Source organism: Snodgrassella sp. W8158 (genome assembly GCF_016100435.1).
In the GTDB taxonomy this organism is placed as follows: Bacteria; Pseudomonadota; Gammaproteobacteria; order Burkholderiales; family Neisseriaceae; genus Snodgrassella; species Snodgrassella alvi.
Map to the genome: position 1 here is coordinate 557796 of NZ_JACFSM010000001.1, position 14691 is coordinate 572486.

15 protein-coding genes and 2 tRNA genes are annotated in these 14691 nt (G+C 42.9%); 8 read left to right on the plus strand and 9 right to left on the minus strand.

The annotated features are described in order from the left end of the window. Positions 1–6 precede the first annotated feature (6 nt). From H3V11_RS02440 to tpiA, 3 genes are all read right to left on the minus strand, one after another. Positions 7–92 (minus strand) — tRNA-Leu (locus H3V11_RS02440). 19 nt (positions 93–111) lie between these two features. Then, complete coding sequence (gene secG, locus H3V11_RS02445; RefSeq protein WP_025331458.1) at positions 112–474, minus strand: preprotein translocase subunit SecG; 363 nt, start codon at positions 472–474, stop codon at positions 112–114. Positions 475–488: 14 nt separating this feature from the next. Then, positions 489–1244 carry a triose-phosphate isomerase gene (gene tpiA / locus H3V11_RS02450; RefSeq protein WP_084585620.1) on the minus strand — a complete coding sequence of 252 codons (756 nt, stop codon included), beginning with the start codon at positions 1242–1244 and terminating at the stop codon, positions 489–491. A 301-nt stretch (positions 1245–1545) separates the two neighbouring features. Here tpiA and H3V11_RS02455 point away from each other — a divergent pair, with 301 nt between their 5' ends. Beyond that, on the plus strand, positions 1546–1776 hold the full coding sequence (locus tag H3V11_RS02455; RefSeq protein ID WP_084585619.1) for a hypothetical protein: 231 nt from the start codon (positions 1546–1548) through the stop codon (positions 1774–1776). Here the strand turns inward: H3V11_RS02455 and H3V11_RS02460 are convergent. Beyond that, complete coding sequence (locus H3V11_RS02460; protein WP_084585618.1) at positions 1758–1979, minus strand: hypothetical protein; 222 nt, start codon at positions 1977–1979, stop codon at positions 1758–1760. The two genes, H3V11_RS02455 and H3V11_RS02460, sit on opposite strands and share 19 nt — an antisense overlap. A 617-nt stretch (positions 1980–2596) precedes the next feature. On the opposite strand from H3V11_RS02460, the gene H3V11_RS02465 reads away from it, so the two are divergent. The 3 genes from H3V11_RS02465 to H3V11_RS02475 all read left to right on the plus strand — a co-directional run bounded on the left by H3V11_RS02465 (position 2597) and on the right by H3V11_RS02475 (position 4938). Then, a complete protein-coding gene (locus H3V11_RS02465; RefSeq protein ID WP_037393349.1) occupies positions 2597–3253 on the plus strand; it encodes a protein-L-isoaspartate O-methyltransferase in 657 nt (218 codons plus the stop codon). Between the two features lie 338 nt (positions 3254–3591). Beyond that, complete coding sequence (locus H3V11_RS02470; protein WP_025331461.1) at positions 3592–3819, plus strand: ChaB family protein; 228 nt, start codon at positions 3592–3594, stop codon at positions 3817–3819. Between the two features lie 795 nt (positions 3820–4614). Further along, positions 4615–4938, plus strand: coding sequence for a rhodanese-like domain-containing protein (locus H3V11_RS02475; RefSeq protein WP_025331462.1), 324 nt, complete (start codon positions 4615–4617; stop codon positions 4936–4938). A 95-nt stretch (positions 4939–5033) separates the two neighbouring features. Here the strand turns inward: H3V11_RS02475 and H3V11_RS02480 are convergent, their stop codons facing one another. Both H3V11_RS02480 and H3V11_RS02485 read right to left on the minus strand, forming a co-directional pair. Continuing rightward, entirely contained in the window at positions 5034–5927 is an 894-nt protein-coding gene (locus tag H3V11_RS02480; RefSeq protein ID WP_198223529.1) for a DMT family transporter, read from the minus strand. Between the two features lie 313 nt (positions 5928–6240). Continuing rightward, a tRNA-Arg gene (locus tag H3V11_RS02485) sits at positions 6241–6316 on the minus strand. 306 nt (positions 6317–6622) lie between these two features. On the opposite strand from H3V11_RS02485, the gene H3V11_RS02490 reads away from it, so the two are divergent. The 4 genes from H3V11_RS02490 to ubiG all read left to right on the plus strand — a co-directional run bounded on the left by H3V11_RS02490 (position 6623) and on the right by ubiG (position 11948). Continuing rightward, positions 6623–7693: a metallophosphoesterase gene (locus tag H3V11_RS02490; RefSeq protein WP_198223530.1), complete on the plus strand. Its 1071-nt coding sequence runs from the start codon at positions 6623–6625 to the stop codon at positions 7691–7693. Between the two features lie 310 nt (positions 7694–8003). Further along, the gene (locus H3V11_RS02495) at positions 8004–9416 is read left to right on the plus strand and encodes an amino acid permease (protein ID WP_363119075.1); all 1413 of its coding nucleotides are present in this window, start codon (positions 8004–8006) and stop codon (positions 9414–9416) included. A gap of 154 nt (positions 9417–9570) precedes the next feature. After that, positions 9571–11193 (plus strand): glycosyltransferase family 39 protein, encoded by a 1623-nt coding sequence (locus H3V11_RS02500; protein ID WP_232335736.1) that lies wholly within the window; start codon positions 9571–9573, stop codon positions 11191–11193. Positions 11194–11198: 5 nt separating this feature from the next. Further along, entirely contained in the window at positions 11199–11948 is a 750-nt protein-coding gene (ubiG, locus tag H3V11_RS02505; RefSeq protein WP_198223532.1) for a bifunctional 2-polyprenyl-6-hydroxyphenol methylase/3-demethylubiquinol 3-O-methyltransferase UbiG, read from the plus strand. A 75-nt stretch (positions 11949–12023) separates the two neighbouring features. On the opposite strand, the gene H3V11_RS02510 is transcribed toward ubiG, so the two are convergent. The 3 genes from H3V11_RS02510 to H3V11_RS02520 are packed head-to-tail and all read right to left on the minus strand — an operon-like array spanning position 12024 to position 14398. After that, a complete protein-coding gene (locus H3V11_RS02510; RefSeq protein WP_198223533.1) occupies positions 12024–12461 on the minus strand; it encodes an SCP2 domain-containing protein in 438 nt (145 codons plus the stop codon). Next, positions 12448–13371, minus strand: a complete 924-nt coding sequence (locus tag H3V11_RS02515; RefSeq protein ID WP_198223684.1) for a U32 family peptidase — start codon at positions 13369–13371, stop codon at positions 12448–12450. The genes H3V11_RS02510 and H3V11_RS02515 overlap by 14 nt, the downstream gene beginning before the upstream one ends. A gap of 16 nt (positions 13372–13387) precedes the next feature. Continuing rightward, entirely contained in the window at positions 13388–14398 is a 1011-nt protein-coding gene (locus tag H3V11_RS02520; protein ID WP_174830634.1) for a peptidase U32 family protein, read from the minus strand. Positions 14399–14691 lie beyond the last annotated feature (293 nt).

Sequence of the window (14691 nt, forward strand, 5' to 3'; positions counted from 1 at the left end):
TTTATATGGTGCCGACAACGAGACTCGAACTCGTACGACCTGAGGTCACCACCCCCTCAAGATGGCGTGTCTACCAATTTCACCATGTCGGCAATTAACTGTAAAAACTGTTTATTCCGGTATCAGCGGTTTTTGTGCCGGTTTTGCCGGTACGGCTGGCGCACTGGCAGGTGTGGCTGCCGGTACTACTACCTGTTGCTTCGGTTTCACATTACTAAAATCCAGCCCGCTGTGCCGGTGTGTGGAAATATAGCCTAAAGCTAAACAGGTAACAAAGAATACAGTAGCAGCAATTGCTGTGCTGCGACTGAGGAAATTTGCATTGCCGGCTGCACCAAAAACACCCTGAGCACTACCGGAACCAAATGCCGCGCCCGCATCAGCACCTTTGCCCTGCTGCATCAGCACCAGCACAATAACACTCAGCGCCGCGAAAATATTCACGATTAAAATAAGGGTTTTAAATGCTTCCATGATATCAACTTTTATCAAGCAGGCGCATATGCAGCCTGAATAATAGCGGCAAAACTGTCAGCCTGCAATGAGGCACCGCCAACCAAAGCACCGTCAACATGTGACACAGCCAGAATTTCAGCCGCGTTGCCCGCATTGACACTACCGCCATAAAGGACGCGGATTTTAACATCTTTACCACATAAAGACAAGATTTGCCGGTAAATTAACTCATGCATGGCGGCAATCTGTTCTGTAACCGGAACTTTCCCCGTCCCTATAGCCCATACCGGCTCATATGCCACCGCTACTTCACTCAGATCTGCCTCTGCCAGCAAAGACAACTGTGCAGCTACTACCTGCTCTTCCTGTCCGGCTTCCCGTTCGGCAAGTGTTTCGCCGACACACAAAATAGGCAGTAATCCTGCTGCAATACTGTTCTGCATCTTTTCCAGCAGAATAGTATTATCTTCCTGAAAATACTGTCTGCGCTCCGAATGCCCGACCAGCACAAACTGTGCTCCGACATCAGCCAGCATCTGTGCACTTACTTCACCGGTAAAAGCTCCATTTACAGCAAACCTGCTGACATCTTCCGCGCCTACAGCCAGTGCTGTATTGGCAGCAAATTCTCTGATACCGGCAAGATAAACATTCGGGGCGGCGATACCACAATATACCTGTGCCGCAGCCGCGTTTACAGGTTGAAACAATCCTTGCAGCAGCGTGCGGTTAGCTGCATTACTGCCGTTCATTTTCCAATTGCCTATTACCCACTTTTGCTGCCACATATATTTTCCCTTAAGACAAATAACATGCCAAACCTGAGCGTATGGCTATGACAGAAAGCTATTATTCATGCCATAAATTAGCTTCAGCTTTAAAATGGCGGCATTGTAACGGAAAATTACCATTTGTGCCTTGTCATTACTCAGAATTAAGCACATGTTTAACTGCAACTATACACATTTAACCCAAGGTAAATATTGTCTTAACTTCATCAAAATAATACTGTTGACCAGATTTATTCTTTATATCTTCTAATTATTTTTGATAAATTAAGCTAAATATTAATTTTGAGGTGATTTATCTATGAAGGAATTAGAGAATGCAAAAAGAGTTGAACGAGCAAAGTTACTTGTGCGAGTTGTAACTGAATCAGAGCATCTAACAGAAAGAGATAAGGATGTAACACTATTTTGGATTCGTGATTTATTGGTGCCGATAAAAGAGTATGTTATTGATAAATCAAAAAAGGTAAACAAAAACAAAGATTTACCTTTTAAATCTAATATTAATAAAACTTATTTTTTATTTGGATAAGGATGGTTTTCTGCATCCCCTTGTCCAGATAAAATATACCATCCTTTTATAGTATGTATGATTTCATTATCTTTAGCATTAATTTGTGGGCATGGCGGTAATGATTCTATACTTTGAGCCGAAAGAATGTAATTACAATCAGCACACATATAACTACCAGCAGCGACATTACTACCATACGGAACAGGCTTATCTTTTTTCATAAAAATCTCCACTGTATTTATGATAAGCGAAATTGCTTACCATCTTTATATATATATGGCTGTAGTTTGTAAATTTCAAATTTTTTTTAATGCACAGCTATACTGCACGAAAACGCAAGATCAAAAACAGCTCAAACCCTTTTACTATGGCTTGTTTTATAGGATTTGCAATTTTGCACAAATTCCTATACTTTTAGTGCGCGGGTGGGGTTTCAACGGCGCAATTTTGATTTTATATTATGAAAAACCTTATCAAAATTATTAATTAGTTTTGTGACCATTAGAAAGAAAATAATAGAAAACAGCCATAAGGAAATCTACTTATCTGCCCCCAAAAAACAGATAAAAACAAATTAAAAACAATCATCTTATATCGTATTGAATAAATAGCCGTATGATTTTTTCCATACCATAAAAAGCATGAGATATGATTCTGTCTGACTACCTGTAATCTGAACAGCAGAATTGATTAACCAATACCCTACTGCCGCACCGTAAATAGTTTTATAATTCACTTAAACTATATTCGTATACAATAGCCTAATAACAGAGCATATTGCTTTCTAAACCACTTACTATTCCACCCGCCCGGCGGGTATCAGCATTTCGGAGCAGACATGGATTTCAATACCGCCCGCTATAACATGGTTGAGCAGCAAATCCGTCCTTGGGACGTATTAGATTTTGATTTACTGGATGTCCTGTCCGACATTCCGCGTGAACGTTTTGTCCTGCCTCAGCAGCAGGAAGTAGCCTACACAGATCAGGCACTCGGGCTGGCTAACGGTGGCAAAATGCTTGAACCCAAAGTCGTAGCCAGAATGATTCAGGCACTGAAACTTAATCTGACCGATACCGTAGTAGAAATCGGCACAGGTTCCGGCTATGCTACAGCCATACTGGCAAAAATGGCCGGTAAAGTAATCAGTGTTGATATTGATGCTGAACAACAACAGCGTGCCCAGTTAATACTTAGCGATATGGACTATACCAATATCAGCTATAAAACCTGTGATGGCTTGGCGGATAAACTCCCCGGCGCACCGTTCAGTGCCATTTATGTTGGCGGTTCATTACCCAAACTACCTGATTTATTACTGGATCAGCTGGCAGAGGATGGGCGCATGGTTGCTATTATCGGTGAAGCACCGGTAATGCGTGCTATTTTATTTGAACGCCAGAATAATCAGCTTAGAGAAACTGTATTATTTGAAACTGTAGCACCGGCTCTTCATAGCTTAGAAATACCTGCACCAAGTCAGTTTAAATTCTGAACAAACTTTAATTCAAAATAAGCAGCACAATTTATCATTTTGAAAATTGTGCTGCTATCAGTAAAATTCTTTTTTTAAGACAATATACACCTGACAAGTTTTCAATAATCATCCGCAAACTTTAATTAATATCAGTATTTAACAGATAAATTTATTTTTTATCTTTTTGCCTGATACTACTTTGAACAGCAATCCCGGCAACCATAAGCCGATATTATTGAAAAACAGCAACACATTGTTTTAAAAACTGTAAAATAAAAAAGATATTCCGAAATTTCGAATACTTATTTCATTGCTCTGGTAATATTTAAAATAATTTTATCTTCAGGAGCAGAATCATGCCTTATCAAACCCGAGCTGACTTACCGGCAGCAGTAAAACAGGCATTACCTGAACATGCACAGGATATTTTCAAAGAAGCTTTTAATCACGCAATTCAGGAATATCAGGATCCGAAAAAACGCCGTGATAACAGCGATGCCGAAACCATTGCATATAAAGTTGCGTGGGCGGCAGTAGAAAAAACTTACCATAAAGGTAAAGATGGCAAGTGGCAGCCCAAATAATCTTTGTGATTGCCTTAATACCAACCACCAGCAATAATCTGTAAGAGTAAACGACAAAAAAGCAACGCAAACCTGTATTTAAGGCAATCAATTTGTTGACTCTATTTTAATTACACTGTGGGGATGCAGGTGTAAGTCTCTTTTCCAAAGCATAGTGTGTATCTCAAATGATAATTATGAGAACACATTTCTTTTAACACCCTGCCCGTCAGACTTTTTCCTGCTAGATAAAGCACTAGTCAATAGTATATTTCATGTATCAAACCAAAACCTGCTTTGGTTTTATCCTCTTTCAGTTATCGTCTGATTACTACCAACCATCACTAGAACAAAGTATAGTGATTATATATGCCATTTGACAAAACATTGTCATAATTAGCGCGGTACAGACCTTACTTTCCTCTAAAACCGCATACTGTAACAGTGAATTTCTTATTAGAAATAGGACATATTAAAAAGTCAGACAGAATAAACTGAAAAGAGATAAAACTATGATGGAGTTTCAAGATGGTTTGTCAGAAACTTTCAAATGAAGATTTTTATCACCATTTTAGCAAGAGCTTTAAATTATGAATGCTGACTCAGTTTAAGACAAAAAACAAACGGAAGATTTTTGATTAAGCAATATAATTATAACAATCTAAACGCTTAAATTACTCTTCCTATAGTAAGAGAATACATTGAGGTAGATAACTTATCCAATTTTATGGTTGAATACGTACGAGTAGAATTTGAGGAATAAATCAGTTTCTATAATTTAAACCATAAATGACATTTCACAAATCAGTTTATAATATGAGTATCCAAACATTGAACGCTGTCCAATTGCAGCAATGGCAACAGCAAAATCAGGATTTTGTCTTACTCGACGTTCGGGAAGATAATGAAGTTCAGTATGCAGCCATACCTGGCTCTATACACATTCCGATGAATATGATTCCGTTACGCCAGAATGAATTACCGGATGATAAACCCATCGTCTTATATTGCCACCTTGGTATGCGCAGCATGCAGGTAGCTTTATATCTGCAGGAAGCCGGCTTCGAAAATCTCTATAATCTCAACGGCGGTATCAATGCATGGTCACATGAAGTAGATGCAAGTGTACCAACCTATTAATTATCAGCATTGACATTTTAAATTGAAAAGCTCCTTAATTCACGGAGCTTTTTTTGGCACAGTAAAATTCTAATTATTGTCAGAATACATAGTAATTACTGCTTTTTACTCCTCTTACCCTGTGACAATACCACACCACTTAGTGTCAGCAATGTACCTGCAGCAGCAATTAAGTTAAATGATTCTTTCAAAATAAGTACCGCACTGATTATTGTAATAACAGGTACTAAATAAATATAAATACTGATTTTAACAGCCCCGACCAACTTAACTGCATAATTCCATGAAACAAAGCAGATTGCAGAAGCACCTACTCCTAAAAACAGGATATTAAGCATATTAACCGGCTTGTAAAAACGTACTAGTCCCCATTCAAAATTAAATAAATACAATGCAGGCAACATCAGAATCAAACCATAAAAAAAGAAGCGTCTGGTAAGTAAAATAATATTGCAATCAAAACTGCTGCTTTTTTTGGTTAAAATCGAATAGCCAGCCCAGAACAGACAGGCTACAACTGCCAGAAAATCACCGAGCGGATTCAGAGAAAGAACAAACTTACCATTAAAGCTAATTAAGACCACACCAAAAACTGCCAGCAGACAGCCAATATAAAAACGCAGAGAAGGTGTTTCTGCTTTTAAAAAGAACATCGCTAAAATGGCGGTAAATACCGGAGCCAGACTGGCGATTACCCCCACGTTAGAAGCTGTTGTATAAGTTAATGCAATATTCTCACATAAAAAATAGCAGGTGACTCCACAAAAACCGGCAGCCATAAACAAAAGCTCTTTCCTGATGCCCTGCCAGCTCAAAAAATGAGGAGCCAGAACCCATAGTGTAAAGTAACCCAGCATAAATCGGAAAAATAGAATTTCTATAGGTTTGAATTCTGTCAGTAAAACCTTGGTGGAAATATAGGTTGTTCCCCAGATAAATATCGTAAACAGCGCAATCAAATGCCCTTGGGCTTTTTTTGACACTAGCATGAAAAATCTCTCTATTTATATAAATCAAATGCCATCAGAATTTTTTTATCCAAAACAGTTTGAACTTTTATTGATATTAAATTAAATAATTAATAAATTTTTTCGGCAAGGCAAATAGTTCAGAATGTATTACTCAAAGTCTTTGCAACAAAATAAGAGATAATTATGAATACATTATGATAGCAACAATTATGATTTGATGATTAAAGAATGTAACAGGTTATTTAAAATCAAATATCTTTATCAACAAAAATAATTGATACATATAAAATTTAAGGGCTTTTAGTAAAACTAAAAGCCCTTAAAAAAATTCTGGTGCACCCAACAGGGATCGAACCTGTGACCTCCGGCTTCGGAAACCGACACTCTTCCAACTGAGCTATGGATGCTGATAAATATTAAGAGTGGCAGATTTTAGCCCAAATCAGACAGTTTGGCAAAAGCAATCTATACCCATATAACATAAAAATTATCCTCCGCCTGTTTCTAAAAAGCAACCATATGAAATTAAATATTTTATTCATATTTTTATTCATACTGGTAATAATCACACAAAATGAGAGATTAATTGCAGTAAATTTGGCATACGTAAAATTTTTGTGCTATGTTTAATAACTTTGGTGCATTAAATTTTGTTTTATAACAAAGAAATATCCCTACAGACAGCTGTAAGGTCTGTTTGACAGGCCACATATATGTATTCTGATTCATGTTCATTTATACGTCCTCTTCCTGCCAGTACTGCACTGGATGTTATTGGTGATGTACATGGCGAGTGGGAAGCTTTACAGCAATTATTGCACTTTCTCGGTTATGATGAGAACGGACGGCATAAACATGGCAGAAAGCTGGTATTTGTCGGCGATTTATGTGATCGCGGACCAGATAGCCCGGCTGTACTCGACTGGGTAATTCAAGCAGTCGCAGCTGAAAATGCATTTACCATTATTGGCAATCATGAACTGAATTTATTGATTGATGATCCTAAAGACGGTTCGGGCTGGTATTTTGACAACCGTCCGCAGGACGAAACACGTTTTGCACCATGGCAGCATTATCCGAAAGACAAGCGCAGGCAACTACAGGAAACCATGGCACAATGGCCATTGATTCTGCAACGCGACGATTTACGCATTGTTCATGCCGCATGGCTGCCGGACAGCATTGATAAACTGATTCATTGTGGCGAAAAATCTCTGAGTAAACAGTATCACTACTGGGAGAACCGTTTTTTTGATGATTTTCGTCAGACTGAATGGTACGAATCTTATATACAGGAAACACAGCAGCTAAAAACAGAACTGGAAGATGAAAACTACACCATGCCATTTCAGCCCGGTGTTGCTCATTATGATTTATTACGTAGCTGCCATAATCCTATACGTGCACTGACCAGCGGTATTCAGGCTTTAACTCAGCAGCCATTTTATATAAACGGCCGCTGGCGATTTACGGTAAGAAAGCCGTGGTGGCAGCAATATACTGATCCGGTGGCGGTAATTATCGGGCATTACTGGCGCAGCTGGTATGGCACAGCAGGAGTAGCCGAACATCGCAAAAATCTGTTTCCCGAACCGCCAACTCACTGGCTGGGTAAGCAGCAACAGGTATTCTGTGTGGATTTTTCCATAGGTGCCCGCTGGCGTGAGCGCAAAAATGCCATCTTACCGGCAGACAGCCGGATGCATCTGGCCGCATTGCGCTGGCCGGAAAATCTCATCATGTTAAATAGTGGTAAATACTGCCCTGCTCAACGCAATCGCTGAATAATCCTGCCAGTCAACAATACATTTGTTATAATGAACGTTTTTACAGCAAAACAGTATATGCAAAAAGGATAACAACTCCGGCAAATGCTGTTTATACATTAATCTGCAATCCACTTTGGTATAGCACACTGGACATTGTTTCAGATGGTGCCGTTGCATCATTATGCCGGTATCAGAGTAATGAATGTATGCCGGATACTGCCATACATTCATGTATACCAGAGATTATTTACTCAATACCAGAATGACAGACGCCAACTCCTCTTCCAATCAAGTTAAACGCCATCTGAAAACCCGCCATCTATCAATGATTGCCATTGGCGGCAGTATTGGTACGGGATTATTCATGGCCAGCGGCAGTGCCATTCACGATGCCGGGCCGGGAGGAGCACTGCTCGCCTATATGGCTATCGGGGTTATGGTGTATTTCCTGATGACCTCGCTCGGGGAAATGGCAACTTATCTGCCTACCTCCGGTTCCTTCTCTACCTATGCCGCCCGTTTTGTGGATCCGTCACTGGGATTTGCACTGGGCTGGAACTACTGGTTTAACTGGGTGATTACCGTTGCAGCCGACATTTCCATAGCTTCATTGGTCATTACCTACTGGGAACCATTGCGCTTTATGCCGGCATGGAGCTGGAGCCTACTGTTTTTTGCTCTCGTGTTTCTGCTGAATATTTTATCTGTACGAGCCTACGGCGAATCAGAATACTGGTTTGCTCTGATTAAAGTAGTTACGGTAATTGTGTTTCTGGGCGTGGGTGTACTGACTATTTTCGGTATTCTTGGCGGCCAGTATATAGGCTTAAGTAATTTCACTATCGGCGATGCACCGATTCTCGGACATGGCTGGTCGGGCGGATTTTTTACCGTACTCGGTGTATTTCTGATTGCCGGTTTCTCATTTCAGGGAACAGAACTTATCGGTATTACTGCCGGTGAGTCAGAAAACCCTCAGGAAAGTATTCCCAAAGCAATCAAACAGGTATTCTGGCGCATTCTGATTTTTTATATTCTGGCCATGCTGGTAATTGGTCTGCTTATTCCTTATAACAGCGATGCTCTGCTTGGTGCAGATGTGGATCAGGTTGCAAAATCGCCCTTTACACTGGTATTTGAGCGTGCCGGTCTGGCTTTTGCCGCAGCCATAATGAACACTGTGATTCTGACTTCTATTCTTTCTGCCGGCAATTCCGGTCTTTATGCATCTACCCGTATGTTGTATGCAATGGGTAAAGACGGCATGGCTCACCGCACCTTTGCTGAAGTAAACCGTCGCGGTGTACCTGTGCTGGCACTGCTGGCAACAGCAATTGTCGTACTGGCTATTTTCCTGCTGGAAAGTGTCGATGAAGGTGCATACGAATACATTGTTGCGGCATCCGGTCTTACCGGTTTTATTGCCTGGCTGGGTATTGCCATCAGCCACTATCGTTTCCGGCGTGCTTTTGTACGGCAGGGTAATGATGTGAATTCTCTGGTTTATCGTGCCAAATGGTTCCCGTTCGGTCCCATTTTGGCGCTTTTACTGTGTATTCTGGTGATAATCGGACAGGACAGCCAGTTACTATTGCATGGTGATTTTAAATGGCAGCGCTTTGCCATCACCTATATGGGGCTGCCGGTATTCGCAGCATTCTATCTGTATCACAAGTTACGCTACCATACTCGTAAAGTACCTCTCGACCAGGTGAATCTCAGCAAACATATCGATTAAAACCGGTATTTACATTAATCATACAGACTACAGGCAGCCACAACTGGCTGCCTGCTGCATTTTCAGCTAACATTAAGCCCGTTGATTTATCATTTATTGCAGTCAGAATCTCATGCTTACCTATACCCCCGCAAAATCCGGCAGTTCACCTCACATGAACAAAAAACGTTCATGGCTGCTGCTGTTACTGGTATTTGTGTGGCTGTGGCCGGGTGTACTGCATCATGATTTATGGACACCGGGTGAACCCTATCTGTTTACTACCGTCAGTCAGTGGCAAACTTCAAACTGGGCAGTTCCGACTATTTTTGGTGACATAAACTGGGAAGCTTCTCCCTTATATACATGGCTGGCTGCCTTATGTCAGCATTTATTCAGCCCGAAACGGATGGATGTCTATGAAGCCACCCGTCTTACCAATGTTATCCTCATAGTACTCACGTTTTCCTGTATTGGCGGTTCTGCGCGCGAATTTCTCGGGCGAGGCTACGGCCGGATTGCGGTACTGATTTTATTAGGATGTACCGGTCTGCTGATACCGGCACACTTTATTAACGACAGCATGATTCTCTGTCTTGGTGCATCCATGTGCTGGTATGGTTTTGCGCTGGCGGAACGGCGTATTATGATGGCCAGCATGATGCTTGGCGGCGGTCTGGCAGTTCTGTCTTTAACCGGCAGTTTACTCTGGCCGCTATTGCTGATTCTGATTGCATTCAGCCTGCTGCTGCATTCGAAATGGCAAAGCCGGCGCTACCATCTGGTATTACTCATCTCCCTGCTCTGTGCTTTACCGCTGATGCTGATCTGGCCACTGGCCTTACATCAGACTGCTGCCAATATATTCAATTTGTGGTGGCAATACCATGCCCTCGCACCATTCGGCGGTTTCCGCCATTTTGAGGCACATTTCTCACTTGGGTATTACCTGAAAAATCTTATCTGGTTTGCTTTTCCTGCATGGCCATTAGCCATCTGGACAGCTACACGCTGTAAACTGAACAATCTGCGCTGGGGTATTCTCGGTATTATCTGGCTGAGCCTGTCTCTGCTTGTATTTGCTCTGCTGCCACAGCAATATCAGGATTTATTAGTATTTCTCCTGCCACCGCTGGCTGTATTAGGAGCAGCACAGCTGGATGCCCTGCGTCGCAACGCCATAGCATTTCTCAACTGGTTCGGCATTATGGCTTTCGGCTTTCTGGCTGTATTTCTCTGGCTGGGCTTTATTGCCATGAATTACGGCTGGCCGGCCAAACTGGCCGAACGGGCAGTTTATTTCAGCCCGTACTACCGCTACGATGTAAACTACTTTCCGGTAATTGTTGCCTGCGTACTGACTCCATTATGGCTATGGGCCATTACCCGCCAGCATATCCGCGGCAGACAGGCAGTCACTAACTGGGCTGCTGGCGTATTACTGGTATGGTCACTGCTGCTTACTCTGTTCTTACCATGGCTGGATGCAGCCAAATCCGCCCGGCCGGTTGTCCAGCAAATGCAAAACAGTCTGAGCGAAGAACAACAACGGGCTTTTATTAATATGCATGACTGCATCAGCGTTAACCAGAATAGCTTTAGCATGCGTATTGCATGGCAGCAATATAGCTGGATTCCTCTGCTGCCGGATAATCCGCACTGTAACTATCGTCTGATCAGCAGAGACTCCAAAACCACTCCGCCGCCTGAATGGCATGAAATCTGGTCTGGTGCCCGTCCGCGTGAAAAAAACAACATCATCGCCTTGTGGGTTAAATCCACTGCAACAAAGGAATAACAATTATGAGTACTCCAGTAGAGCAACAAACCAGTCTGCCGGCCACACCCGCCAACGTCGATGCCGGCGAAATCGACAAATTCAGCCAGCTGGCACATAAGTGGTGGGATAAAGAGAGCGAGTTTAAACCTCTGCATGACATTAATCCCTTGCGGCTCAGTTTTATTGATAGTTATGCCCGGCTGGCCGGTAAAGATGTACTGGATGTAGGCTGTGGCGGCGGAATTCTGAGTGAAGCCATGGCAAAAGCCGGTGCCAGTAGCGTTACTGGTATCGATTTAGCCAAAAAATCCCTGAAAATCGCCCAGTTACACGCTATGCAGGAACATGTCGGCAACGTAAGCTACCGTATGGTCAGTGTAGAAGATTTAGCCGCAGAAATGCCGGCCGGCTTCGGAGCAGTTATCTGTATGGAGATGCTGGAACATGTACCCGATCCGGGCAGTGTAGTGCATGCTTGCGCACAATTAGTCCAACCTGGCGGCGTAGTTTGTTTTTCCACTATCAACCGCAATATCAAATCATATATGCAAGCCATCATTGCAGCAGAATACATCTTGCAACTGATGCCGCACGGCACCCATGATCACCGCAAATTCATCACACCGGCAGAACTGGCACGCCTGTGTCGTCAGGCTGGTCTGGAATGGCTGGGTAGCAGTGGCTTTACCTACAACCCGTTAACCAGACGCTATCACCTTACCGACAGCCTGGATGTCAATTACATGATTGCCTGCCGCCGTCCTTTAGATTAATAACAGCCTGTTTAAAAAGCCGGTATCATAACCAGATACCGGCTGCTGTAACTGTTCCTGAATCACCGCCTGTAGCTACTGCCCTACCAGTGACTTCATAACAGGAACAGTCGACCAGTCAATACTGTCGAGCAGATTTTTTACCACCAATCCCAGTTCTGTATCACCCTCGATTTTCAGCCGGCGATTGAAAAACAGCGTATCCGGATCTTCCTGCCGCAACAGCATCTTCATAAAATCGGCGGTATTGGCACTCAGACACAAATCCACCACACCAGCAGCATCAGCAACCATAAACCGTTCGTTACTGGCACTAAAACATAAATCCAGCCCCAAATCTGATACCACAATCCGGAAATGACGTCCGGCCAGCAAAGACATATCTGCCAGTAATATCTCTCTTCTTAGTAACTGATTTAAGGTATTAACCAATACCCATGCCGGTGGTTTTGCCGGCAGTACTGAAATTATCTTTTTCAAAAATACCGGCATTACTTTATCAGGCACCTGCATGTATCATCCCTTCGCCTTGATTAATTCCGGCTTTACCATGCCAGTAACCATCCACCAGTACATTACCTGCATGCATTTTGAGCTCAGATAAAGCAGAAGTTGCCTTTTTTGCTCCGTCCAGAACCTGCTGATGCAATTCAATCACTTCCGCCATATACTCTTTTTGCGGAGAAATTCTTAAATATTTCACACCAATAGCCATCAGCTGCTGATAACTGGCAAGTAAAGAATGATAGCCGGCAGACATTGTCTGAATCCCGTTAATAGTCAGAAAAGCCTGTTTTTCGCGTGTATTCAGCAGCAGACCATCAGCATGTTCCAGACATTTGAATTCACAACTGTCTTTTTTCAGATTGTAATGCCGTGCGGTAAAACAGCGTGAAGAATAAGCCAACGGCAATTTTCCCCAGCCAAATACCTCACAGGTCATATCCGGCACTGTCGCAATCATCTTGGCCAGCCGGTCTGCGCCCAGCTCAACCGGAGCAATCCAGCGATAAGCCCCCAGCGACTGCATCAATGCCAGCGTCTGCTCGTTATAAATATTCAGTGCCTGCCCCGCAACAAAAGGAATTTCCTTTGCATGCAGCAGCCTCACCGCAGCAAGATCATTAGCCTCTACCTGAAAATCAGCTTGTTCTGTCAGTTTACGCAACCGCTTTAAATCAGATTCACTCTCCAGCAGCACCTGTGAAGATAAAATCACCTCATGCCCGCTGGTAGCCACATCATGAGCCAAATCAATCCAGTCGGCCACTTTCAGCTCCTGCCGGCGGGAACATACCGTCTCACCCATATAAACCGTTTTTAGTGGCTGCTCAGCCATCTGCCGGTAAAAATCCACAATCTGCTGCTTATGCCAGAAAAACAGAATCGGCCCTAACGATAAAGCCAGTTTACCCTGTTGCATCATCTACATTCCCTTATTATTTCCACGGCCGGTTATAAGCACCCAGCGTTACCTGCTGGCCTTCTGAGACTTTGGCCAGTGCCTGCTGCCACAACGGATTAACACTGAACTGTTCCGGACTTTGTATTGCCATATCCAGAGCCTGCCGTAATACCTTAGTGACCTGAGCTGTATAGGCCGGACTGCGCTGCCTGCCTTCCACCTTAATCGCCGCCACACCGATTTCCAGCAATTGCGGCAAAATTTCTATAACATTCAGGCTGGTTGGTTCTTCCAGCGCATAATACGTTTCCTGATTGACCTGAAACCGCCCTTTGCATAAAGTCGGATAACCGGCCGGCTCATCCACACCATACCGGTCAATCAGAATATTATTCAGCCGCGCATCCATCCCGTTGTTATGCTGCTCCCAGCGAACATATTTTGCCGGTGAACACACACCGAAAGTATTAGGCGACTCTCCCGTCACATAACTTGAAAGCAGACAGCGTCCCTCTACCATCACACACAAACTGCCAAACCCGAACACCTCAATTTCCACAGAAGTATGTTTAATTACCTGTTCCACCTGAGGTAAAGTCAGCACCCGCGGCAATACCACCCGTTTGATACCAAACAGCTCCTGAGCCAGATTAATCGCCTCATAATTTGTAGCCGACCCCTGTACCGACATATGCAATGCCAGCTGAGGATGTGTTTTTCGCGCATAAGCCAGCATCCCCAGATCAGCCAGAATAACCGCATCCACGCCCAGCTCAGCCGCTGTATCCACAGCCTGCTGCCATTTCAGTACATCGCCGGCCTGTGCATAAGTATTAATTGCCATCAGCACCTTACGCCCGTACCGATGTGCATAAGCAATTCCCTCAGCGGCTGACTTATAGTCAAAATTCAGACCGGCAAAATTACGTGCATTAGTTGCATCCTTCAGCCCCATATAAACCGTATCCGCTCCATGGTCTACTGCCATTTTCAGCGCCGGTAAATTACCTGCCGGGCACACCAGTTCAGGTATTTTCCTACTCATCTGTTTTCACCAACCCCATAAATAAAAACATCAATCAGCAGGTATCAATACCTGCACAAACGCAGGATTAAAACATTTAATACAATCGAATTTATTGACAATAAACAAGCAAAAATTAAATCAAAATATTTTTAATATTTATTTAACCAATAAATACATAAATAAATAAAAAGTTTAATAAAAATAACAGTAAACATAAGAATGATTGTCTAAATAAGCTGGCTTTTGCCGTAGTTTTATTTTCCGAATCACCATAGCGCTTCCATTTATCTGCCACAAAATATGTTATGCTG

What these genes read in the sequence shown, in the direction of transcription:
- secG (WP_025331458.1), bottom strand. Translation starts at nt 474, where the DNA reads ATGGAAGCATTTAAAACCCTTATTTTAATCGTGAATATTTTCGCGGCG.
- tpiA (WP_084585620.1), bottom strand. Translation starts at nt 1,244, where the DNA reads ATGTGGCAGCAAAAGTGGGTAATAGGCAATTGGAAAATGAACGGCAGT.
- H3V11_RS02455 (WP_084585619.1), top strand. Translation starts at nt 1,546, where the DNA reads ATGAAGGAATTAGAGAATGCAAAAAGAGTTGAACGAGCAAAGTTACTT.
- H3V11_RS02460 (WP_084585618.1), bottom strand. Translation starts at nt 1,979, where the DNA reads ATGAAAAAAGATAAGCCTGTTCCGTATGGTAGTAATGTCGCTGCTGGT.
- H3V11_RS02465 (WP_037393349.1), top strand. Translation starts at nt 2,597, where the DNA reads ATGGATTTCAATACCGCCCGCTATAACATGGTTGAGCAGCAAATCCGT.
- H3V11_RS02470 (WP_025331461.1), top strand. Translation starts at nt 3,592, where the DNA reads ATGCCTTATCAAACCCGAGCTGACTTACCGGCAGCAGTAAAACAGGCA.
- H3V11_RS02475 (WP_025331462.1), top strand. Translation starts at nt 4,615, where the DNA reads ATGAGTATCCAAACATTGAACGCTGTCCAATTGCAGCAATGGCAACAG.
- H3V11_RS02480 (WP_198223529.1), bottom strand. Translation starts at nt 5,927, where the DNA reads ATGCTAGTGTCAAAAAAAGCCCAAGGGCATTTGATTGCGCTGTTTACG.
- H3V11_RS02490 (WP_198223530.1), top strand. Translation starts at nt 6,623, where the DNA reads ATGTATTCTGATTCATGTTCATTTATACGTCCTCTTCCTGCCAGTACT.
- H3V11_RS02495 (WP_363119075.1), top strand. Translation starts at nt 8,004, where the DNA reads ATGATTGCCATTGGCGGCAGTATTGGTACGGGATTATTCATGGCCAGC.
- H3V11_RS02500 (WP_232335736.1), top strand. Translation starts at nt 9,571, where the DNA reads ATGAACAAAAAACGTTCATGGCTGCTGCTGTTACTGGTATTTGTGTGG.
- ubiG (WP_198223532.1), top strand. Translation starts at nt 11,199, where the DNA reads ATGAGTACTCCAGTAGAGCAACAAACCAGTCTGCCGGCCACACCCGCC.
- H3V11_RS02510 (WP_198223533.1), bottom strand. Translation starts at nt 12,461, where the DNA reads ATGCAGGTGCCTGATAAAGTAATGCCGGTATTTTTGAAAAAGATAATT.
- H3V11_RS02515 (WP_198223684.1), bottom strand. Translation starts at nt 13,371, where the DNA reads ATGCAACAGGGTAAACTGGCTTTATCGTTAGGGCCGATTCTGTTTTTC.
- H3V11_RS02520 (WP_174830634.1), bottom strand. Translation starts at nt 14,398, where the DNA reads ATGAGTAGGAAAATACCTGAACTGGTGTGCCCGGCAGGTAATTTACCG.